Source organism: Niastella sp. OAS944, from assembly GCA_024809215.1.
In the GTDB taxonomy this organism is placed as follows: domain Bacteria; phylum Bacteroidota; class Bacteroidia; order Chitinophagales; family Chitinophagaceae; genus Niastella.
In genome coordinates this window covers 109,779-130,736 of the sequence record JANUBW010000003.1, presented here as the reverse complement: position 1 = coordinate 130,736, position 20,958 = coordinate 109,779, and the positions used below count along the sequence as shown (strand labels likewise).

Below are 20,958 nucleotides of genomic sequence, written 5' to 3'. Positions count from 1 at the left end.
TTATAATAAGCTTACTGTATGCGCTGCTTTGTCAGATCATACATATGCCTGGGGCTGGTATTGATTTCCCTAAACTCAACCGCCCAACAAACAGTAGTAGATACTACCAAGAGCAAGGTTATTGTGGCAGGTCCCGAATATAAACGTAGTGCCCGCTACCAAAAAATATGGGGCCATAATCACCGGGTTGAATGGACAACGCCTGTGCGTGTTCCGATCTTAAAACTGGATACCGCATTTGGTGGATTAATTCCCTATAAAACCGGTGGTGGTAATGAATCAAAATCGCTTAAGCTGCATACGAAGTCGGGCAAAGAATACGCACTGCGTTCCATTCGTAAATCAAGAACAGAAGTAATTCCTGAAAATTTAAAGGGCACAATGATGGAGGATATCGTTAACGACGGTGTTTCCATGTCGCACCCCTATGGGGCGTTTGCCGTTGGTTATATGATGGATGCTGCCGGTATTTATCACACCTGGCCCAGGCTGGTGTATTTACCGCAACAAAAAGCGCTCGATACCTTCAATGCAAAATACGGGAATGATCTATATCTGTTGGAGCAGAAGGCCGAGGGCGACTGGCACGAAGCAGATAACCTGGGCAATTTTCGCAGCTTTAGCAGTACAGAAGAATTATTGATGAAGCTTCAGCAAAGCAATACCAATAGGGTCGATCAGAAGGCTTATATAAAAGCCCGGTTGTTCGATATGCTTATTGGCGACTGGGACCGTCATGAGGGTAACTGGAGTTGGGGTGAAGTGGCTGTGCCTGGTGGTATATTATATAAGCCTGTTCCCCGCGATCGCGATCAGGCGTTCTTTTATCACGACGGACTTATCATCGATCACGTATTAGGTGCGGCCGGGCTTTTTTATATGCAGGCTTATGATAGCGTTGTTAAAAATATTTCAAATGTAAGTTATGCCGCCCGTTATATGGACCGCATCTTTACCAATGAATTGACGTTGGAAGATTGGGGGCGTGAAGCAGTTGCTTTACAAAAAGCCCTTACCGATGAAGTGATTGAGAGATCTGTGGCGCAATTGCCGCAGGAAGTGTATGCAGCCAAGGGTAAAGAACTGGCAGATAAAATAAAAGCCCGCCGCAACCAGTTGCAGGCTTTTGCGGTGCATCATTATCAAAAAATTGCCGAACAGGTAGAAGTGGTGGGAAGCAAACAACGGGAATACTTTGAAGTTACTAGCAATGGAGATAATAAAACAGTAGTATCGGTATATCGCCTGAATGATAAAGGGGAAAAGGAAGAAAACCCTTATTATAAAAGAACGTTCAATGCCGATGAAACAAAAGACGTTCGGTTGTTTGGCATCAATGGCAAAGATGTATATAATGTTAAAAACGAAGTAGAGGATATTGATGTACGCATTATTGGCGGCCCGGATAGAGACTCTGTTATACAATCAGAGCGGAAAATACATATCTACGATAATAAATACAATGATTTTGCGACCAGTTCTGCACGCATGCATTTATCTTTCGATACTTCAATACATAGATGGGATTACAAGTGGTTTAAAAAAGATAAGAGTAGGTTCTTACCGCTTGTCTTTTATAACAATGCAGACAGGATCTATGCAGGCTTGCGGTACCGCATGCAAAAGAACCGGTGGCGCCAGGATCCTTTTGCATGGTCGCAGGAATTAGGCGTACATTATTCTATTTCGCAAAACGCGTTCAGTGCATTTTGGGAAGGAGTATATCCCAACGTAATAGGTAAGTGGGGCCTTTTATACCGCGCCGAATATGATTTTATTCGCTGGACGAATTTCTACGGTACGGGCAACGAAACTGTTTCTACAACAAGTGATATCAATTTCTATCGAATGCGCAGCCGCGAGTGGTTTGTAAATGCGGGGTTGTTTAGAAAATTTGGACGACGAAGCACCGTACAGGCAATTGGTTTTTATCAACAGGTGAAAAGCATTAATGATAGCGAGCGTTATTTTGGAAAATTTTTCTCTCATAACCGCGAGGTGTTTGAAACAAATCCATACGCGGGGTTACAGTTATCTTATTCATATGTGAATGTTAACGATTCTGTAGTGCCGGTATCGGGGTTTACTGTTTTAGCCAATGCCGTGTATTCAAATAACTTCAGGCAGAATGAATTCTTTCAACGGTATAATGTGCATGGGCAGTTATATATCCCATTACTCGATAAAGTATCGCTGGCTATGCGCTTTGGCGGCGAAACAATTGTAAACGATGATGTATTGGGCTCGGGCCAGGTATATGAACATGCTGTTGTTGGTGGGCCGCGCACTATACGAGGTTACAGACGTGAAAGGTTCTGGGGTAAAACGGCAGTTTACAATAGTAATGAGCTGCGGTTTATTACGAATTTTAAAACCTACTTATTGACTGGTAAAATAGGGGTGTTTGGATTTTTTGACCAGGGGCGGGTATGGATGCCCGGCGAGAAGTCGAACAAGCTACACTACTCCTACGGACCGGGCATCATAATAGTTCCTTTTAATAAGTATAATATTTCAGCTACATACGGCATCTCCGAAGAGATCAGGCTTGTGCAGTTACGGTTGAACCGAATACTATAACATTACTCAATTTTTGCAATGTTGTAAGATACGGTGGCGCCATCGGCAAAAGAAAAGCTGCCGGCAACATACAGGTTGTTCTTATATACAGCCATAGTGTAAACCGAGCCTTCCATATTATACACTACAGGCGACCAGCTATCAGATTTAAATACACTTAGATTTTTAGCCGGTTTTGTATCTTCTCCAGTAGTGAAGTTTCCACCTGCATAAAGATCATTTCCATATCCCACCAGGGTCGACATCCAGTGGTAAGGTATGGTTCCGCCCAAACCTTTCGAAGTATAATTCCATTTCCTGCCATCAAAACTTACTACAAAAGGAGCAGGTTTGTTATTTAGTTGACCAAAGTAACCACCAGTGTATAATTTTTTGTTATGAACTGTAAAACATGAAACCGCACCGTTGAGTTGAACGCCCGCATCTTTCCATTTTTTACCATTCCATTGCATTACGCGGGCATTGGAATTGGGTAAGAAGGTGCCACCTGCATATAATTTATCTTTATAAACCGCAAGTGCAAATACATCGTTGTTATATGTTGTTTTAAGGGGAGTCCATTGTTGGCCATCCCATTTAAATACATTGGCCTGAAGATTTTCGTCTTCGGCATAAGCGCCGCCGGCGTATAAGGCGCCTTTATAAACTACAAGGGCCTGAATATCGTATGTGCCTGTTTCCCCAACAGCCGACCATTTTGTTCCATCCCATTTGGCAATATGTTTGGCGGCAATGCCGCCGGCTGTTTTAAAAGAACCGGCAACATACAGCTCATCATTATAAATGCAAAGTACAGAACCAGGGTAATCGAGGCCGGCGCCAACCGGCGCCCAGGCCTTGCCATTCCAACGGGCAATGTTATTGGCCTTTACATTACCAGCTATTTGAAAGCTGCCGGTTGCATACAGGTCACCTTTATATTCAATCAATGCCTGTACGGTGCCATTCGATAAAAGCTTGCCACTCTCTTTTATTATGTGGGGCGTTTTTTTCTTTTCAGAAGGTTTTTCGTTGAACAGTCCGGCACTGAACTGCGATAATTTTTGGGCGTTGGCAGAAGTACTAACACTAATTAGGATAGTGGTTGTTAGGAATAGGGTTGCACGTCTCATTAATGCCATTGTACAGGGCTTGGTTTAGGTTGCAAAACGGGTTTCAGCGGGTTTTAAGATCAATGATTTTTTACAATTCTACGCTTGTTGGGGATGATAGTTTTGTACTACAAAAAGACACTCATGAAAGCAATAATCACCAAATGCCTTATAGCAACATTGATAGTTCCCGGCACTATTAACGCTCAGTATAGAAATAATGATATAAAACACAATAAAAACAATGATATGATAACAAACATGGCGCAACAAAACAAAGAATTAGTAAAGAAGATCTATGATCAATGTTTAAATAAAAGAAACTTCGATCTGCTGAAAGAGCTGGTAGCTGATGAATATACAGGACTATCGGGTAATAAAGGCGCTGCTGGTTTTCAGGAGCCCATGCAGGCGTTGATAAAAGGCTTCCCCGATATGCAATGGATATTGACCAGCATTATTGCTGAAGATGATAAAGTGTTTGTAAACTGGCGAGTGGAGGGAACACATAAAAATACTTTTAATAACGTGCCGCCAACCGGCAAGTTAATCAGTAGTGAAGGCATGGGTATTATAACGCTGAAAGATGGCAAAGTTATAAGCACAAAGGTGTTAACAGATAGAATACATTTCTTACAGGAACTGGAAGTGCTGCCGGCTGATATTAATGTTTTGATAAATAAGAAAACAAAAAAAGACCAGGTGAATTTCATCGACAAATTCTTTGTGCCTGCTGCGTCTATTAAAGAATTTAAAGATCGGGTGAATATCAACCGTACGTTTATTAAAAAACTGCCCGGTTTTATTGAAGATGCGGCTTATGAATACACCGATAAAGATGGTAATCTTATTTTCATAACGGTGGCCTTATGGCAAAATAGCGAGGCATTGAACAATGCAAAAGAAGCGGTCCAGACCGAATACAAAAAAGAAGGGTTCGATGCGCCGGCAATGTTCAAAAGACTGGGCATAACGGCCGACCGGGGAATTTATACCCAAACGCATTAGTGAAAAAGGGTGGGTTTGGCCAAATGCCGTGTAAATGTCGTAACAATGCCCGTACCAGTTCGCCTGCAAAGCGAAGTGGTATGGGTAATTTTAGTTAAATTCATTTATATGACACAGCCATTATTAGGGACCCGCATAGCCGAATTAAGAAACCAAAAAGGCATTACCCAAAAGGAGTTGGCCGATGCCTGTAATATAGATATCCGTACTATACAACGAATAGAGACCGGAAAGGTGCTGCCCCGCATGTATACCATTCGATTGCTGGCAGCAGCATTAGGTACAGATATAAATTATTTTAATGGGGATAATGCTTTCACTGACCAGGCCCCGGCGGATAATTTTTTAAAATGGTCGTTCATTGCCGGACTGATATTTTCTCTGAATTATATTCCCGTAGTATTGAACATATTGACCCTGGCACCCGATACAGTTTTGAAAAATGTATTTACAATAATTCATATAATTAGCTGCGTGTTCTTCTTTAAGGGTTTTTATTTGTTAGGCAGGCAAAGCCAAAATCAAACAATGGCCATTTCATCCTTAATAGCGATGGTGTTGTTGCCGTTGTTGAATTTGATCAACATGATACAGGGGATACTCTTTTTTGATACCATAAATATGGCGGTTATTCTTATTGTGGCATGTGTAAATGCCATTGTATTTGGAATAAGCCTGCTACGCGAAGAAGGTAACTTGTACAAAGCGGCCGGGTATATTACATTAGTGCAAAGCGCACTGTTATTGACCGGCAATTTCCCTTTAGTAAGCTTTGGGCTACTGATCTCAGTGTTCTGCAATTTTGTAATGACTTTCATTTTATATAAAGAAAGCCGTGCAGGCCAAACGCCCCATGAAGATACAAGCGTAAAAAAGAGCTACCCGGTCGCTGGGTAGCTCTGGATCATAGATTGGATTAACAGTAAAACAACCGGAAAGGTAGTTAACACAACGTTTGAAAGGTTACAACTGGTTATGGGTTACCACCAGGTCTTCTTTATGTATAACAGGTACAAAAACAATTTTCGATTTAACCGAGTTTGAGATAAGGCAGGCGGCTTCAGACTTTTCAAGTACCCGCAGTGCCTTTTCTTTATCGAGTTCATTTTTTATGATCAACTCCGGTGATAATACAATCTCGCTGATCATAAACTTCCCGTCTACTTTCTCCAGTTTGCCATTGGCGTTACAGGAGAAACTCACAAAATCGAGTTTTGAATTTTCAGCAATGGCGAGAAAGGTGGTCATAAGGCAACTGCTAACGGCGGCCACCAACAATGTTCGGGTGACCATATGCCGGGCATGCCTTTAGGAAATTCAGGCGGTGTGGCCACTTCAATCTTCGTATTCAGTACAGGCGAGCTAACCAGACCTTCCCGGTCTGCAAGCCAATCGAGGTCCACTTCATAATAATGGGCATTATTCATTCATTCGTGGTTTTAATCTTTCACAAAACTAAAAGTGCAGGCGCGAACCGCGGCTGATGATGGTTGGTGGGGAGGCTGATGGTGATCAGGCGGGGTAGGGTAATGGGCAATAATGTTAATTTCTTTGTGTGGCCCGGGTAATAATAATCGTTATATTTATTATTACCATTAAACCAATACATATGCAATTCCGCACTAAAGTTATTCTGTTGGTTATTATAACCCTGATTGCTATAATTACTGTGGCGCTTATTAAACCGCAGCCTCAGGACCTGGCCTACCACAATTTTGCGGATAATGTGACCTGGATGGGAATACATAACTTTCTGAACGTTTTAAGTAATCTGCCGTTTTTATTTGTTGGCGCTATTGGAATTAGTTATTTGGGAAGATCTTCAGCCAATAGTGCAATAAGAGTAATATATTTTACATTGTTTACCGGCATTATGCTAACCGGGCTGGGCTCAGCATATTATCATTTCAATCCCAATAATAATAGCCTTGTTTTCGATAGAATTCCCATGACAATTGTATTTATGGGCTTTTTGAGTGCGGTAGTTGCAGAATGCATAGATCAAAGGGTTGGAAGAAGATTGTTATTCCCGTTGGTGGCGATTGGTATTTCCAGCGTGCTTTGGTGGAATTATACCGAACTAGAAGGGCGCGGGGATATGCGTTTTTATGGGTTTATCCAGTTTTATCCAATGCTCATAATCCCAATTATCTTACTTATGTTTCCTTCTCCAATGAATGCGAAGGTATGGCGGCCATTATTGTTGGTAGTAGGCTGGTATGTGATCGCAAAAGTTTTAGAGAAGTTTGATGTGGATATTTATGCCCTAACGGGTTTTCTTAGCGGCCATTCTTTAAAACATCTTGCTGCTGCTGTTGCTACCTGGTATATGGTAGTTATGTTTTCCAAAAAGTATACTTATGTCATTGATGTAAACCTGAATGATTATAGTAAGGACCCAACCTTTATAAAGGCAGGGGAAAAGGCAGCTGCTTTTTTGAAAAAGAATCCCGTGTCCAAGGAATTCACACAGCCCAAAAAGAAAGGAAAATAATTGATCACACAAGCATGCTGTTCTGTTTCGTTTGGAGCTACTTGCATTAATCAAACCCATTTTATATCTTTGCACTTCCGATAATATCGGCTGCTGACATCTCTGTAAGGGGCAGATGTTCCTACCAAGGCCCCACGATCTAATCTTTTTTTATTACAAATTAAGGAAAATGCAATCTATTGGATTCTATTGCGATGCCAATAGCATTGAACAAAATGCTATGGAGCAGTTGCAGCAGTATGCGCAGAAGCCGTTTGTTAACGACATTCGCGCCTTTACCGATATTCATTACTGTGCCGAGAAAGCGCTGCCGGTAGGGGTGGCATTTAAAACAACCGACTATTGTTACCCTTTAATAACCGGTAAGGATATCGGTTGTGGAGTAATGTACCTCAAAGTGAACAAAGCCTGGTGGTTAAAACCGTTCGATAAAAAAGCCCATTTCCCCGCCCTGTACCTGGCCCATCAAAAAATGACCGATGATGGCCTGGGCGGTGGCAATCACTTTTTGTCGATTGAAGAAGACAACGAAGCGGTATATATAATTTGCCATACCGGCACACGCGACAGGGGCATTGCCCTGTATCAGCATTGTTTACAACTCACCCGGGAGTTCTCCCGCGAGTACGGACAGGATGTTGATTTTGTGCATAAGGATTTTTTATCGGCCGGGTTCAGACAGTATTACAATGCTACGCTTACGTTTGGTTACGAGCGGCGGAAGAACTTTTGTATAAAGACCTTGCTCTTTTTGCAAAAAGCGAACTATGTGCGTTGCGATAAAAATGCTATTGATAAAGATTACCTCCACTTCAATTTTAAAGAGCTGGAAGAAGAAGGTGATCTGAATGGAACACCGTATAAAATGGAAGATTCTATTCACAATCATGTGCGATTTGCTGAGCAGTACATCATGCACCGCAAAGGAAGTACCGAACTGGCCAAAGGGAAAACAGTGGTGATACCACTGTCAATGTCAAGAGGCAGTTTACTGGTTCAGGCTGGTTCTGTTGCTGCCATGGAGGCGGCGCTGAATTCCTGTGCACATGGCGCCGGCAGAAGGTTATCGCGCTTTGATGCCATGAAGCACTGGAAAACGGTATTAAAGGAAAAGCAACGCCGGGAATATAAAGAGCGCTTTCGCGAGTTATTGAACCGAAGCGGTCAATTTCCTCCAGGTTATATACAGGAGTTTGATTTTGCTTATAAAGATGCAACTGATATTTTCAACTATCAGCCGCATTTAAAAAAGGTAACACAAACAACACCGGTGGTAACGGTAAAGTATACTGAGATTTAAAAGATAAAGGTGGCCACTCTTGTTTACGAGTCAAACAAGGGTGGCCACCTTTTTTTTATTAAGCTTTCCAGAAAATATCAGTTTTACTCAAATAGCCTAAGCCTGGTTGTAGATCTTTTCTTTTATGAAGTTCAGAGGGGTCAATGCTCCAGTTAGCGGCAATCTCCATTACAGTTGACTCATGGGGATGTGTAATGTCTTCTCTTGAATAATAGTCTTTCTGTTTTGCTTCTTCTGAAAAAGTATTTAGCAAATTAAGTCCTGCCTCATATTCAGTAGGCTCGCCTTCAACAATTAAATTTTCTCCATCGGCATAGCCGTACACACGAATGACGTTACCATTTACAGCTTTCATCCATGTACAAAAACCTGAAGTGCGGTGAGTGCCGAAATACTGCGCTTCGCCAAATACATTGCTCAAAGTTGAAAGCACATTTTTTACTTTCTCGATCTCGCCAGGTGTATCGCCGGTAGGCAGCCCCCAGCCAAGTACCATCGTATAACCATCTACGGGCGGTGTAACAAATATTTCACCTTCATAAGCTTTTCTTACCCCAACATACCAGTTACAGGGTTCAAGGTGGCCAAGGTTCATGGTTTCTGCAACCTGTAACGGGTTTTCTGAAGGAATGGCAAACCAAATGCATTTAGGTCCAAAACACTCTGGTGTATCTGGAATGGATTCGTCTCGGCCGATTAAATCGTTTTGAAATACTGACGGAGGTGGTGTTTGATCTTTTTTCTTTTTTCGGAAAAAATTGAACATGATAACTGTGTTGTGTCATCCAAAATAATCTAAAATAGTTAACCCTACAACGGTATATTCCCATGTTTCTTCCTGGGCAAGGTTGCCACCTTATTTTCTAACATGGCAAAGGCTTTTATAAGTTTGGCACGTGTATATTTAGGTTCTATTACTTCATCAACAAATCCTCGTTCAGCTGCCAGGTAAGGTGTAGCAAACTTCTCGGCATATTCTGCTTCTTTTTCGGCCAGCTTTTGGGCCGGGTCGGCCGCTTCGGAAATTTCTTTTTTAAAGATGATCTCACTGGCGCCTTTGGCGCCCATCACTGCAATTTCGGCGGTAGGCCAGGCATAGTTCATGTCGGCCCCAATATGTTTTGAATTCATTACATCATAAGCACCACCATACGCCTTACGGGTGATCACCGTAACCCGCGGTACCGTTGCTTCGCTAAATGCATACAACAACTTGGCGCCATTGGTAATAATGCCATGCCACTCCTGGTCGGTGCCGGGTAAAAAGCCAGGCACATCAACCAACACCAGCAAGGGAATATTAAAGCAATCGCAAAAGCGGGTGAACCGCGCCGCCTTTTTTGAACTATCAATATCAAGCACACCGGCAAGGCTTATAGGCTGATTGGCAACAATACCAATACTTCTGCCTGCCAGCCGTGCAAAGCCGATCACTATGTTTGTGGCATAGTCAGGGTGAATTTCAAAGAAAGAACCTTCATCACAAATGCCCGCTATCACCGCCCGCATATCGTAAGGTTGATTGTTACTTTCGGGTACTATTGTTTCCAGCACTGGTCTTGTTTCATCACCGAGCGTATAAGGAACTTTAGGAGTAGTGTCTTCGCAGTTCTGCGGTATATAGCTCAGCAGCGTTTTTATTTCTTCAATACACGCTACATCATTGGCAGCAGTAAGATGGGTAACGCCCGATTTGGTGGAATGTGCCGATGCGCCGCCCAACTCTTCGGGACTTACTTCTTCATTGGTAACTGTTTTTACCACGTTAGGGCCGGTCACAAACATATAGCTGGTGTTTTCTACCATCAACGTGAAATCGGTCATGGCGGGTGAGTAAACGGCGCCGCCGGCACAGGGGCCCATAATAGCAGAGATCTGTGGTATTACACCCGAGGCCAGTACATTGCGATAGAAGATATCGGCATAACCGCCCAACGATCTTACACCTTCCTGTATGCGGGCGCCGCCCGAATCGTTTAGCCCTATCATAGGCGCACCGGTTTTCATCGCCAGGTCCATCACCTTGCAAATTTTTTCGGCATGCGTTTCTGATAAGGCGCCGCCAAATACGGTGAAGTCCTGCGCAAATACATATACCAGTCTGCCGTTTACGGTACCATAACCTGTAATTACGCCGTCGCCATAAAACTGCTGGCTCTCCATACCAAAATCCTTGGTGCGATGGAGCACCAGCGCACCTATCTCTTCAAACGAACCGGGGTCCATTAACAGGGTAATGCGTTCACGTGCTGTAAGTTTTCCTTTTTTATGTTGCGCCTCGTTCCTGTGAGCGCCACCACCCTGTTTCCCTTTCTCTATCTTTTGTTGTAATACTTCCGTTTTATTTTTTTTCATGCAGGCTTCTTTTAATGTGACCGAAGGGTCCAGTTTGTGGATAGTGGCTCCGCTGCCTTTACCTCATTTTGTTTTTGCAGCCAGTATTTTAAAGCGATCATAGCTGCCAGCGCGGCCTTGTTTTTTTGCTGCGCCAGCAGCTTTTCGGGCGAATAATATTTTTGAACGAACTGTGTATCGAACCGGCCGCTTAAAAAAGCCTCGTGTTCCATAACAAATGTGCCGAATGGCAAGGTGGTTTGTACGCCTTCAATACGATATCCGACAATTGCCAATTTCATTTTTTGAATAGCCTCTGTGCGGTTATTGCCATGGGTTATTAGTTTGGCTATCATGGGATCGTAATAAACCGGTATGGCCATCCCTTCGGTATAACCATCGTCTACCCGTATACCTTCACCTGTTGGCTGTTGGTATTTGTTGAGTGTGCCGGTTGAAGGCAGAAAATCGTTCAGCGGGTCTTCTGCATACACCCGTAATTCCAGCGCATGACCGTTGATGGTAATGTCGTTCTGTTTAAAACGTAGCTTTTCGCCACGGGCAATTTTAATTTGTTCTTCCACCAGGTCAATACCTGTTATCATTTCCGTTACAGGATGTTCAACCTGTAAACGGGTATTCATTTCAAGAAAATAAAAATTAAGATCTTCATCGAGCAAAAACTCTACGGTGCCTGTACTGCGGTAGTTACATGATTTGGCCACCATTACTGCAGCCTCGCCCATTTTATTTCTAAGCTCAGGTGTAAGAACGGAGGAGGGCGATTCTTCAACCACCTTTTGGTGCCGGCGTTGTATACTGCATTCCCGTTCAAACAAATGAACGGTATTGCCATAGTTATCGGCCAGTACCTGTATTTCAATATGGCGGGGCGATGCAACATATTTTTCTATAAATACCGATCCATCGCCAAACGATGATTGTGCTTCGCTGGTGGCGCGTTCTATTTGTTCTTCCAACTCAGCTTCTTTGGCTGCTATACGCATTCCTTTACCGCCGCCGCCGGCCGATGCTTTTATAAGAACAGGATACCCTATCTCTGCAGCGATCTTTTTAGCAACGGCAATATTATCTATGGCTTTATCAATGCCGGGCACCATGGGAATGTTATACTTCTTTACACATTCCTTGGCTGCCAGCTTGCTGCCCATTATACGCATGGCTTCGTGCCCGGGGCCAATAAAGGTGATGCCTGCGTCTTCTACTTTTTTTGAGAAGGCAGCGTTCTCGCTTAAGAAACCATAACCCGGATGAATGCCATCCACTTTCAGCTTTTTGGCAAGGTCAATAATGAGGTCGCCATTTAAATAGCTTTGGCTCGATGGGGCGGCGCCAACACAAACTGCTTCATCGGCAAACAGCACATGTGGTGAGTGGCGGTCGGCCTCGGAGTATATGGCAACCGTTTTAATGCCCATTCTGTTTATGGTGCGCATGATGCGTAAGGCAATTTCTCCCCGGTTGGCTACAAGTATTTTTTGCATCGTTAATTGTGCTTTTGGTAATAGGTTATTCCAGCTCAACAAGTACCTGTCCTTTTTCTACCGCCTGCCCGGCTTTTACATTCACTTTTTTTATGGTGGCGTCGGCATGTATCAATATACTGTTCTCCATTTTCATGGCTTCCAGTATTAGTATACGATCGCCTTCTTTTACCGCTTGTCCATCAGTTACATTAATTTCAAGCACCAGTCCCGGCATGGGCGCTTTGATCTCTTTTACCTGTTTGCCGGCAGAAGTACCAAAACCCATTTGCTCAAGTTTTTGGTCGAGAGCATCTTTTATTGCTACCTCAAACGTTTCGCCGGCGGTTTCAATAGTAAATGTTTTGTTAAGCAGGCTGGCATTCACCAACCGGGCATTTACCGATTGGTTGTTGTTGATGGCGTTAAATTCTGTGGGTGATATATTTATCAGGTCAAGGGTATCGAGGTCGGTTTTTGTGAAGTAGAAAACAAACCCATTGACCAGTATCTTATACGAATCGTTAGCGGGCATCAGCAGTATTTTTCTGTAATTTAAGCAATTGGAGAATGCAATAGAAATTGCTACGGTTTTACGGCAACAAAACGCAGGTTGTACTTATTTGCAATGGTTGCAATTTTGGCCGGTTCAATAAACAAAAAACCAATATCATTGGTGTCAATCGATCTTATAAATCTTTCCTTTATAGGTTTGTTAAGCAGAAGTTTGTTAATGGCCAGTACGAAAGGTGCAAACACGTCGCGATCGCCATATGTATTTATGTGCAGTGTGGTTTCGGTTGAGCTTATTTGTAAGTCGTACCAGTAATGATCGCCATCTTTTTGCGTTTTTTGTACCACATGTATGTCGTTTATGCCTGCGTTCATCAGGTTGTGAAGAAAATACGTGTTGAATATTTCTTCGAAATTCCAGGGCTGATGATAGAGCTCGTGTATTAATCCAATATGTTTACTGCAGTTTGCTATAAAGTAGGTGGTTATAAAACCCGACGCTTTAATGTTCTCAACCTGCGGCACTTCTTCCTGCACATCGTAAAAGTATTCTACAAAATCATTGGTAAGATATTCGTCAATTAAACCAATGGAGCGATAATCGTTAAGCATAGCTGCCAATGCCTCCTTTTTTTCAATACTTAACTGCTCTACCTGTTGCAGCCAGCTTTCGAGGTAGTCATCGCTTTTAAAAGCGCCTTTATAATGTTGTGGCATGGTGGTGTGGGCAGGTAATGTATGTTCCGGTTGTATTGTGTTAATAGCTACATTGGGAAAAACATAACTGTTATACACTTCATCGAAAAAGCTGTTTTGGAGAACGGTATTTTCTGTGATCATAGTAGTTTATTTCAGATGGTTCAATGTTATAACTATGCCTCAACTGTAAAATAACTAAAGGGTGGCAAAGTTCATGAGCAGGCCGGTGTTATTTATTCAACGTGCCGGGCAGATTGCGTAATTTTAATAAGTGAATATAAACGTTTCAATATACCTGGCTACAACAGATGATGCGGAAGCCATAGCTGAAGTGATCACAGATGCCTCACAAGACCTTACCGATAAGCATGGGCCGGGCCAATGGAGTGCGGTAGCTACCAAAAGAGGTATTCTGCATAATATGAGCAAGGCCAAAGTACTGGTGGCCAAAGTTGACAGTAAAGTGGTTGGTACATTGCGGTTAACAGCCTCGAGGCCCTGGGTTATTGATCCTGCTTATTTTACACCTGTTTACCGGCCTATATATCTTGTTGATATGGCTGTTAGGCCAGGCTATCAGCGCATTGGTGTTGGGCGGGCATTAATTGAGAAGGCAAAGGCGATGGCTGCTGCGCTCACGGGTGATTCAATAAGGCTCGATGCTTATGAAGGTATTGCCGGCGCTGGCGGGTTCTATGAAAAGTGCGGGTTTACCGAAATGGGCCTTATTGTTTATAAGAAGGTGCCGCACATTTATTTTGAATGGCTGATAGAAAAATAACACCCAACATATAACGCCAGGTGTTACCCTTCTTGTAGTGATTATAATTAAAACTAAATACTTATACTGCCTGTGACATGGGCTGCGGAAGCAGGGCGCTCAACGTTCTGGTAAATTCTTCAGTTGAAGCGTCTTTACACAGGTAACCATCTGCACCCATTTCCATTGCTTTCTTCATATAAGTTCTTCCATTTTGCATGGAGAAGAAAAGGATCTTGATGCCCGGCCTTCTTTTCCTAAGCTCAACAGCTGTTTCAAAACCATTCATTTCCGGCATATTGATATCGAGTAAACAAAGGTCGGGGGAGGGTGAGCTTTCAAGTTTATCGAGAAATTGTTTTCCATTCTCTGCTTCAATAACCACTTTGTAGCCCATACTTGTAAGTCTGAAATTTACCGCTTTACGCAGTAATGCATGATCGTCAACAACGGCAACAGTCAATTGATTTTCCATAGATGCTTAATTAAAGTGATGGATTAAGTTTCAGCCAATTCGCCGGAAGGTGACCAGAGAATTGTGATGAAAACCGGAATATCCACTTCCGGAATCTATAACCCAACACCCCATAATGGGTCTTAAATTATAAATCAACTTAAATAATGAAAATTTGGGGCCAACTATGACCTGGTTTGCATAAGGAAATGGGAAACGCGGGGGAGATTGCTACTTCTATAGAAACAAGTAATGCAGTGCTGTTTACTAAATGTAATTGTTATTTGAATGGCTACTGAGTGATTTCCGTATAAACATGTAAGTGATACTACTTATTGATGCGGGGCGGTGGTAACGCAGCGCTTACTAACGGGGTGGTATTGTGTAGTGTTCACTTATTGTCCTTACCCTTAATTGGGTATCGCCTTATTTCGGCTAGCAGCTTCTTCACATTTGTTCTGATGAGTATAAGCTCATTACGAGACGCATTTTCCTTTAATGCCTTTATAAACCTGCCAACTTCCGCCATATATTGCCGGTGGAGGATCATAAGATAATCGGTGGTCGTTTCTTTCATGCTCACAAATTCTCGAGGTACACAATTGTTTTGTAATATATTACAAAGAGTGTACCGTGACTTTGGTACCTGACGCCTGCCGCTTTTTGCGAAAAAATGTGCAACGGGTGCTGCGAAAATCTTATCGTATAATTTTGAGGGTAAGTGCGTTATTTATTTTTCAACAGTAAGTGTTAATATGTATTAACACTCATTTTCAGCATTATAACAATTGTAGAACTAATATGTAATTGTAGAACACCCTCCACAAATGCGTACACATATTTCACTTACCCACAATCCCATTATGTTCATATAAGCCGCATCGTTATACCGGCAAGGCCGGTACTTTCTACAGGCTATTGGCCGCCTCCTGCATTTCGGTACGCCAATTATGCATTTCGATCAACAGGGGGAGCAATACCCTGCATTTTGTTGTAGCATTGGGTTGGCAAAAACTACACACATGAGAAACTTACTGGCTAAACCCTTATTGATAATTCTATTACTTGGCAGCCGGTTAACGGTTAGCGCCCAGCAGGAAATAGCCCGGGCCGAACAGGCATTTGCAAATCTGTCGGCCGATAGCGGGGCCCGAACTGCATTTCTGCACTTCCTCGATAGCAACAGCCTTTTATTTCATGAAGGAAAGGGCTATGATGGCTTACGTTTTTGGCGCGGACTGCCGGGCGGTGGCGGCGGGCAATTGTTATGGAAACCGGTTTATACAGGCATGTCAGGTTCTGGTGATCTGGGCTTTTCAACCGGTCCGTTTGAGCAATTGGATGCGCCTGCAGGCAATGTACAGGCAAGCGGCAGTTATACCAGTATATGGGTAAAGAATAAACAGGGCGAATGGAAAGTGATCATTGATATGGGCGCCCGATATACGCATTCGTTATACAAACAGCAACGGCACCAGCTTGTATATAGTAAGTTGGTACCTGTTGCCGAAAACATAAACTGGCAACAAATAGAGCAGGAGCTTATAACCCAGCTGCATCAAAAAGGCTATCAGTCATTTTTGGCTTACATTACCAGCGATTCGTGGTTCAATTTGCTGGGGTATCAACCTTTTCATACTGTAAAAGACATTGAGACCGGGTTAAAACAAATACCGGCCGGTTTGCAGTTTGAACATCTGGGGGGCGCTATTTCGGCAGCAGGCGATCTGTTTTATGCATATGGAGCCGTAAAGCTGCAGGGTAAAAAAGAGAACTACCTGCGGGTATGGGGCCATGAAAAAGATGGCTGGAAGCTTTTGTTACAGGTATTGAAATGGCCCGAATAAACCTGTTAACATGGCCTACATTTGCATAGTTGCCGGCCCCAAGTTTTTAAACCAATAGAAAGTAGCGGTATGAATGAAAAAAAGATCAGGCTGTACTCGCCCATTTTTCTTTTCTTATTTACAGTGTTGTTCTTTATGGGCATGTATATACGCGATATACGTACTGCCGTGCTGGTGGTAATAATGAGTGCTTTTTATTGTATACTCGCTACCGAAAGCGCCCGGTTGATCTTTAACCTGGGGCGTAAAAAATATCCCGGACTTATAAATACAAAAAGCCGGGTGATGTATGCGCTGAGGATCGGCATTCCTTTTTTAATACTGGTGCCGGTGCTCGAAGAGGCATTTACCGTTGCCATTGGCTTCTTTCCCCTGTATAAAATTAAATGGGGCGATCTTTTTTGGGATTACCTGTTTATGGTTGGGTTGAACGTACTGGGCACTGCCGTAGTGGTGGGTTTGTTTGAAGGGCTTTATTATATTCAGAACTGGAAGGTGCTGTATGCAGAATCGGAAAGGTTGAAGCAGATAAACATGAACAGTCAGTACCAATTTCTGAAAGACCAGGTAAAACCGCACTTTCTTTTCAACAGTCTCAATACGCTGGCCTCGCTTATTGGCAGCGATGCCGAGCGGGCTGAAAAGTTTGTGATGGAAATGTCGGCCGTGTATCGTTACCTGCTTAGTAAAAAAGAGACCGAACTGGCACTGTTGCGCGACGAATTGAAATTCCTGAATTCCTATGTGCTTATGTTAAAGACGCGCTTTGCCGATTCGCTGCAAATGCAAATTGATATTGACGAACAGGAGTATGAATACCTGCTGCCGCCTTTTGTGTTGCAGTTGCTGGTAGAAAATGCCGTAAAGCACAATGTGGTGTCGCGCGAAATGCCGTTGTGTGTTACTATAACGAACGACGATAAGCATAACCTCATAATTGCTAATAATATTCAACGAAAACGAAAGCCCGAGCCTTCAGAAAGAACAGGATTAACCAACCTCATAACCAGGTATCAGTTGCTTAAAAAAGAAGAGCAGCTTTGTATAACAGATGATGGCGAAGTGTTCAGGATAGTTTTACCGCTAATTGAAACAAGTGTATATGAGGCCGTGGTATTATCATAAAACTAACATGCTTATCTTTGGCCATTAAGAACAAATAGTATGACTGTTGTTATTATCGAAGATGAGGCATTGGCAGCAGAAAGGCTTTCGCGGTTTGTAAAAGAATACGATGCCAGTATTGAAATTAAAGCGCACCTCGATACGGTGAAAAGCGCGGTAGCGTATTTTGAAGCAAACGGTTCGCCCGACCTGGTGTTGCTCGATATTGAGCTGGGCGATGGAAAAAGCTTCGATATTTTCAAGGAAGTAGAGGTAACCAGCCATATTATTTTTGTAACGGCCTTTAATGAATATGCCATACAGGCCTTTAAGTACAACAGCGTTGACTATTTACTGAAGCCGCTGGTGAAAGAAGAATTGTTCTTTGCGCTGAATAAATACAAAGCGCAAACAAATGCCATAAAGCCGGTTGATCTTACCGCCCTTATAGATCAGCTGCAACCCAAGGCGGAGAAGGAATTTAAAACCCGTTTCCTGGTTAAGAAAGGCAGCCGGTATTTTTCAATAGAAGCCAAAAACGTGGCCCATGTGTACACCAGGGAAAGAGTGCACTATCTTAAAACCTTCGATGGGGCCGACTATATTATAGAAAACAACCTCGATGTGCTGGAGCAGCAATTATCTCCCGACGATTTCTTTCGCGTGAACCGCCAGTTCATTGTTAATTACACTGCAGTAAAAGAAGTGATTGCCTGGTTCGATGGAAAATTAAAACTTGTTATTCATCCTGCTTCCTACGAAGAGATCATTATTAGCCGGTTGAAGGCGGGTGATTTTAAGGAGTGGCTGAATAAGTAGTTGACGAGTTGACAGGTTAACGAGTTAACAAGTTGACGAGGCGGTCCTGCTGTGGTTTCGTTTGCTGTAGGCGACATTAATCGAGTGAAAATAGGGCGTAGCGAAGCGAAGCCGAAAATCAACTTGGCGCCAGCCAGTAAAGATGCCAAAGGCAAGCGTAGCGAAGCCTAAGACTCACTGCTTTTCCTTTATCACCTGTATCAACTCTATCACCTTTTCAACTACCTTGTCAACCTGTTAACGTGTCAACTCCTGGTCAACTCGTCAACCAGTTAACTCGTCAACTATTTCTTCTCAGGCCAAACGAACCCTCTCAAACTAACCTCCCCATACCACTTAGGGTTCACCGGCAACGCAGCCCCTTCATTATTAAAAACGTTTGTGAGGGTATAAGCAGCCGCTTCTTTATCAGTAAGCTGGTGTGCCCATTTTACCCGGTTGCTGATATCGGCGCCGGCGCCGCTATTCTTATGTTCTCCATAGAGCGTAGTTTGCTCATTGGCGGGGTTGCCCCAGTTGTTCCAACCTTCGGGGGTAATGTGTTTGCCCATGGTACAACGCAGGAATACGGTTTTGGCATTGCTGCGCCAGGGGCGTCCCAGGTATACTTTATTTACGCCGCTATCGGCAGTGATCTTGCAATCGAGGAACACGTAGCCAAACTTCTTACCCTGCGTAGTGCTGGCGGCGGTAATGTAAGAGTTGGTCTTACTATGTATTTCGCAGTTTTGGAAAACGGCTGTAGCCGGACCAAAAATAAAATCGGTTGTTCCTTCTATATAGCAGTTCACAAAAAGCTGGCGCGCTGTTTCGCCACCTGTAAATATGGTATCCTGGTTGCCAAGAAAACGGCAGTTTACAAAGCAGGCATTGTCTGCATCAACATGCAGGGCTACCGCCTGGCCAACAGGGCCGGCCGAATTGGAGAACGTGATGTTCTCGGCCCTGAAACGGTTACCTGAGATCTTCGCTGTATAGGACGTGAAAGTGGTAAGCTTGCCGCGGCCTGAGTAGTCATTAAATACGATGACGGTTTTGTCGGCACTTTCGCCAATAAAAGTTACATCGGTATTCGATTCTGGTAGTGAGATCTTTTCGTTGTATACGCCATTCTTTATATACAGGGTAATGGGCGCCAATGGGTACACCCGCATGGCATCAATGGCATCCTGAATGTATTTAAATTCACCTGTGCCGTCTTTGGCAACTGTAAATACATATTTGTATTGCTGCGGATTGGCGGTTTGTGCCTGTAAAACGGTGGTGCCGGCAAAGGCAAACAGTAGGAAAATAGAAAGCTGTTTCATATTTATTTGAATACTCTTTTTAAGAATTCGTCTATATAGTTTACGGTTGGCTGAAACCAGGGATCAAAAAGGCAAAAGGAATGCGGCGCATTCTCAAAGCTTTTTACTTCGGAGTAGATCTTATGCTGGTTCAGTATTGTAATAAAATCATCGCGGCCGGCATGCATGCGGGCAACGCTGCTGTTGATGAACAGGAAGGGCGCAGTATGAGGGCCTGCATGGTTGAGTGGCGAAGCTTCGTCCCATAAAGCAATACTGTCTTTTTTCGAGTATCCAAACCAATAGGTGCCGGCAGAGATCTTTTTACTGTCATCACCTTCACCGGTTTCTTTATGGGTAAAAGAAAGAGTGCCGTCAATATCTACAACGGCATGCACCGGGGCTGCAGTTAATTGGGCATTACAGGCGTTCCCTTCAAATTGCGGATTGCCAACCGTGGTGCCAAGGAAGGCGGCCAGCTGCCCGCCGGCTGAAAATCCCAATACAGAAATTTTAGCAGTATCAACGCGGTACTCTTCTGCGTGTTGAACGATCCAGCGCAGCGCGGCTTTCAGGTCGTGTATGGCTGCGGGATATTGCGCTTCGGTAGATAAGCGGTACTCGGGGGTAAAACAAACATAGCCCCGTTCTGCCAGGTGTTGCGCCAACGGGTAATGCTGGGTGCGGTTGCCCGAACGCCAGCCACCGCCATGGATGATAATGATGGCCGTTCTTTTTTTCTTCTGTTTGGTAACGGGCACAAACGCATCGAGCCGAAGGGCGCGGTTGTTGATGGTACAATAGGGGATATTCTTTCTGGCGGCTATTTTCTTTGATTCCAGCTCCGGAACGATCTTAATATCGGGGTGCGATTTACGCGTGCTGTTAAAAGCGCTCCAGGTAGTGTAAGAAGTATCGGGCTGGTTGGTGATGCCATTCACCCATTTTGCCTGGCTGTAAGCGCCCAATGAAAAAAGCGACAGTATAGCTGCCAGCATAAAGGGATATTTCCCGGCAAAGCAATTCCTGACCATGCGTTACAATTTAGCTGTGTTCAAGTGTATACAAATGTATTGATTTGGTGTGCCCGGCAGGTTTAAAAAATGATCGCGATGGTAAAAAAACTGGTATTGCTTACTTTTAGGTTTTATTAATGAGAACCAGGTTTTAACATTTGAGCGTTGG

At 43.5% G+C, this 20,958-nt stretch carries 21 protein-coding genes; 9 read left to right on the top strand and 12 right to left on the bottom strand.

Features of this window, described 5'->3' with window-relative positions; translation table 11 throughout:
* Positions 1 to 18 precede the first annotated feature (18 nt).
* Positions 19 to 2,580, top strand: coding sequence for a ShlB/FhaC/HecB family hemolysin secretion/activation protein (locus GGD38_RS15145; RefSeq protein WP_375297085.1), 2,562 nt, complete (start codon positions 19 to 21; stop codon positions 2,578 to 2,580).
* A gap of 2 nt (positions 2,581 to 2,582) precedes the next feature.
* Here the strand turns inward: GGD38_RS15145 and GGD38_RS15140 are convergent, their stop codons facing one another.
* Entirely contained in the window at positions 2,583 to 3,692 is a 1,110-nt protein-coding gene (locus GGD38_RS15140; RefSeq protein ID WP_375297084.1) for a hypothetical protein, read from the bottom strand.
* A 123-nt stretch (positions 3,693 to 3,815) separates the two neighbouring features.
* Between GGD38_RS15140 and GGD38_RS15135 the strand changes: the two genes are divergently transcribed.
* Both GGD38_RS15135 and GGD38_RS15130 read left to right on the top strand, forming a co-directional pair.
* Positions 3,816 to 4,679, top strand: a complete 864-nt coding sequence (locus GGD38_RS15135) for an ester cyclase (RefSeq protein WP_375297083.1) — start codon at positions 3,816 to 3,818, stop codon at positions 4,677 to 4,679.
* A 45-nt stretch (positions 4,680 to 4,724) separates the two neighbouring features.
* Positions 4,725 to 5,576, top strand: coding sequence for a helix-turn-helix domain-containing protein (locus GGD38_RS15130; RefSeq protein ID WP_375297082.1), 852 nt, complete (start codon positions 4,725 to 4,727; stop codon positions 5,574 to 5,576).
* 66 nt (positions 5,577 to 5,642) lie between these two features.
* Here the strand turns inward: GGD38_RS15130 and GGD38_RS15125 are convergent, their stop codons facing one another.
* Together GGD38_RS15125 and GGD38_RS15120 are read right to left on the bottom strand one after the other, a co-directional pair.
* Positions 5,643 to 5,927 carry an OsmC family protein gene (locus GGD38_RS15125; protein ID WP_375297081.1) on the bottom strand — a complete coding sequence of 95 codons (285 nt, stop codon included), beginning with the start codon at positions 5,925 to 5,927 and terminating at the stop codon, positions 5,643 to 5,645.
* Positions 5,924 to 6,106: a hypothetical protein gene (locus GGD38_RS15120; protein WP_375297080.1), complete on the bottom strand. Its 183-nt coding sequence runs from the start codon at positions 6,104 to 6,106 to the stop codon at positions 5,924 to 5,926. Before GGD38_RS15120 ends, GGD38_RS15125 begins: the two co-directional genes overlap by 4 nt.
* A 182-nt stretch (positions 6,107 to 6,288) precedes the next feature.
* Here GGD38_RS15120 and GGD38_RS15115 point away from each other — a divergent pair, with 182 nt between their 5' ends.
* Together GGD38_RS15115 and GGD38_RS15110 are read left to right on the top strand one after the other, a co-directional pair.
* The gene (locus tag GGD38_RS15115; protein ID WP_375297079.1) at positions 6,289 to 7,173 is read left to right on the top strand and encodes a ceramidase domain-containing protein; all 885 of its coding nucleotides are present in this window, start codon (positions 6,289 to 6,291) and stop codon (positions 7,171 to 7,173) included.
* Between the two features lie 169 nt (positions 7,174 to 7,342).
* Complete coding sequence (locus tag GGD38_RS15110) at positions 7,343 to 8,473, top strand: RtcB family protein (RefSeq protein ID WP_375297078.1); 1,131 nt, start codon at positions 7,343 to 7,345, stop codon at positions 8,471 to 8,473.
* Positions 8,474 to 8,531: 58 nt separating this feature from the next.
* Here GGD38_RS15110 and GGD38_RS15105 read toward each other — a convergent pair whose 3' ends face one another.
* From GGD38_RS15105 to GGD38_RS15085, 5 genes are read right to left on the bottom strand one after another with little or no spacing between them, the layout of a single operon-like run.
* Positions 8,532 to 9,239 carry a hypothetical protein gene (locus GGD38_RS15105; RefSeq protein ID WP_375297077.1) on the bottom strand — a complete coding sequence of 236 codons (708 nt, stop codon included), beginning with the start codon at positions 9,237 to 9,239 and terminating at the stop codon, positions 8,532 to 8,534.
* 44 nt (positions 9,240 to 9,283) lie between these two features.
* On the bottom strand, positions 9,284 to 10,828 hold the full coding sequence (locus GGD38_RS15100) for an acyl-CoA carboxylase subunit beta (protein ID WP_375297076.1): 1,545 nt from the start codon (positions 10,826 to 10,828) through the stop codon (positions 9,284 to 9,286).
* Between the two features lie 11 nt (positions 10,829 to 10,839).
* Complete coding sequence (gene accC / locus GGD38_RS15095) at positions 10,840 to 12,312, bottom strand: acetyl-CoA carboxylase biotin carboxylase subunit (RefSeq protein WP_375297075.1); 1,473 nt, start codon at positions 12,310 to 12,312, stop codon at positions 10,840 to 10,842.
* Positions 12,313 to 12,337: 25 nt separating this feature from the next.
* Entirely contained in the window at positions 12,338 to 12,826 is a 489-nt protein-coding gene (locus GGD38_RS15090) for an acetyl-CoA carboxylase biotin carboxyl carrier protein subunit (protein ID WP_375297074.1), read from the bottom strand.
* Between the two features lie 50 nt (positions 12,827 to 12,876).
* A complete protein-coding gene (locus GGD38_RS15085) occupies positions 12,877 to 13,644 on the bottom strand; it encodes a hypothetical protein (protein ID WP_375297073.1) in 768 nt (255 codons plus the stop codon).
* Between the two features lie 130 nt (positions 13,645 to 13,774).
* On the opposite strand from GGD38_RS15085, the gene GGD38_RS15080 reads away from it, so the two are divergent.
* Positions 13,775 to 14,284 carry a GNAT family N-acetyltransferase gene (locus GGD38_RS15080; RefSeq protein WP_375297072.1) on the top strand — a complete coding sequence of 170 codons (510 nt, stop codon included), beginning with the start codon at positions 13,775 to 13,777 and terminating at the stop codon, positions 14,282 to 14,284.
* A 61-nt stretch (positions 14,285 to 14,345) separates the two neighbouring features.
* Here the strand turns inward: GGD38_RS15080 and GGD38_RS15075 are convergent, their stop codons facing one another.
* Complete coding sequence (locus tag GGD38_RS15075; protein WP_375297071.1) at positions 14,346 to 14,738, bottom strand: response regulator transcription factor; 393 nt, start codon at positions 14,736 to 14,738, stop codon at positions 14,346 to 14,348.
* A 370-nt stretch (positions 14,739 to 15,108) separates the two neighbouring features.
* On the bottom strand, positions 15,109 to 15,294 hold the full coding sequence (locus tag GGD38_RS15070) for a hypothetical protein (RefSeq protein ID WP_375297070.1): 186 nt from the start codon (positions 15,292 to 15,294) through the stop codon (positions 15,109 to 15,111).
* Positions 15,295 to 15,739: 445 nt separating this feature from the next.
* On the opposite strand from GGD38_RS15070, the gene GGD38_RS15065 reads away from it, so the two are divergent.
* From GGD38_RS15065 to GGD38_RS15055, 3 genes are all read left to right on the top strand, one after another.
* Positions 15,740 to 16,564, top strand: a complete 825-nt coding sequence (locus tag GGD38_RS15065) for a hypothetical protein (RefSeq protein WP_375297069.1) — start codon at positions 15,740 to 15,742, stop codon at positions 16,562 to 16,564.
* A gap of 69 nt (positions 16,565 to 16,633) precedes the next feature.
* Entirely contained in the window at positions 16,634 to 17,689 is a 1,056-nt protein-coding gene (locus tag GGD38_RS15060) for a sensor histidine kinase (protein ID WP_375297068.1), read from the top strand.
* 39 nt (positions 17,690 to 17,728) lie between these two features.
* Positions 17,729 to 18,487 carry a LytR/AlgR family response regulator transcription factor gene (locus tag GGD38_RS15055; protein ID WP_375297067.1) on the top strand — a complete coding sequence of 253 codons (759 nt, stop codon included), beginning with the start codon at positions 17,729 to 17,731 and terminating at the stop codon, positions 18,485 to 18,487.
* Positions 18,488 to 18,771: 284 nt separating this feature from the next.
* Here the strand turns inward: GGD38_RS15055 and GGD38_RS15050 are convergent, their stop codons facing one another.
* Positions 18,772 to 19,794, bottom strand: coding sequence for a pectinesterase family protein (locus GGD38_RS15050; RefSeq protein ID WP_375297066.1), 1,023 nt, complete (start codon positions 19,792 to 19,794; stop codon positions 18,772 to 18,774).
* A 2-nt stretch (positions 19,795 to 19,796) separates the two neighbouring features.
* Positions 19,797 to 20,807, bottom strand: a complete 1,011-nt coding sequence (locus tag GGD38_RS15045) for an alpha/beta hydrolase (RefSeq protein WP_375297065.1) — start codon at positions 20,805 to 20,807, stop codon at positions 19,797 to 19,799.
* Between the last annotated feature and the right edge of the window lie 151 nt (positions 20,808 to 20,958).

Coding starts and splice junctions, on each gene's coding strand:
- GGD38_RS15090 (WP_375297074.1), bottom strand. CDS start 12,826: ATGCCCGCTAACGATTCGTATAAGATACTGGTCAATGGGTTTGTTTTC.
- accC (WP_375297075.1), bottom strand. CDS start 12,312: ATGCAAAAAATACTTGTAGCCAACCGGGGAGAAATTGCCTTACGCATC.
- GGD38_RS15120 (WP_375297080.1), bottom strand. CDS start 6,106: ATGAATAATGCCCATTATTATGAAGTGGACCTCGATTGGCTTGCAGAC.
- GGD38_RS15135 (WP_375297083.1), top strand. CDS start 3,816: ATGAAAGCAATAATCACCAAATGCCTTATAGCAACATTGATAGTTCCC.
- GGD38_RS15140 (WP_375297084.1), bottom strand. CDS start 3,692: ATGAGACGTGCAACCCTATTCCTAACAACCACTATCCTAATTAGTGTT.
- GGD38_RS15075 (WP_375297071.1), bottom strand. CDS start 14,738: ATGGAAAATCAATTGACTGTTGCCGTTGTTGACGATCATGCATTACTG.
- GGD38_RS15055 (WP_375297067.1), top strand. CDS start 17,729: ATGACTGTTGTTATTATCGAAGATGAGGCATTGGCAGCAGAAAGGCTT.
- GGD38_RS15145 (WP_375297085.1), top strand. CDS start 19: ATGCGCTGCTTTGTCAGATCATACATATGCCTGGGGCTGGTATTGATT.
- GGD38_RS15115 (WP_375297079.1), top strand. CDS start 6,289: ATGCAATTCCGCACTAAAGTTATTCTGTTGGTTATTATAACCCTGATT.
- GGD38_RS15110 (WP_375297078.1), top strand. CDS start 7,343: ATGCAATCTATTGGATTCTATTGCGATGCCAATAGCATTGAACAAAAT.
- GGD38_RS15060 (WP_375297068.1), top strand. CDS start 16,634: ATGAATGAAAAAAAGATCAGGCTGTACTCGCCCATTTTTCTTTTCTTA.
- GGD38_RS15100 (WP_375297076.1), bottom strand. CDS start 10,828: ATGAAAAAAAATAAAACGGAAGTATTACAACAAAAGATAGAGAAAGGG.
- GGD38_RS15085 (WP_375297073.1), bottom strand. CDS start 13,644: ATGATCACAGAAAATACCGTTCTCCAAAACAGCTTTTTCGATGAAGTG.
- GGD38_RS15065 (WP_375297069.1), top strand. CDS start 15,740: ATGAGAAACTTACTGGCTAAACCCTTATTGATAATTCTATTACTTGGC.
- GGD38_RS15105 (WP_375297077.1), bottom strand. CDS start 9,239: ATGTTCAATTTTTTCCGAAAAAAGAAAAAAGATCAAACACCACCTCCG.
- GGD38_RS15130 (WP_375297082.1), top strand. CDS start 4,725: ATGCCCGTACCAGTTCGCCTGCAAAGCGAAGTGGTATGGGTAATTTTA.
- GGD38_RS15125 (WP_375297081.1), bottom strand. CDS start 5,927: ATGACCACCTTTCTCGCCATTGCTGAAAATTCAAAACTCGATTTTGTG.
- GGD38_RS15050 (WP_375297066.1), bottom strand. CDS start 19,794: ATGAAACAGCTTTCTATTTTCCTACTGTTTGCCTTTGCCGGCACCACC.
- GGD38_RS15045 (WP_375297065.1), bottom strand. CDS start 20,807: ATGGTCAGGAATTGCTTTGCCGGGAAATATCCCTTTATGCTGGCAGCT.
- GGD38_RS15070 (WP_375297070.1), bottom strand. CDS start 15,294: ATGAAAGAAACGACCACCGATTATCTTATGATCCTCCACCGGCAATAT.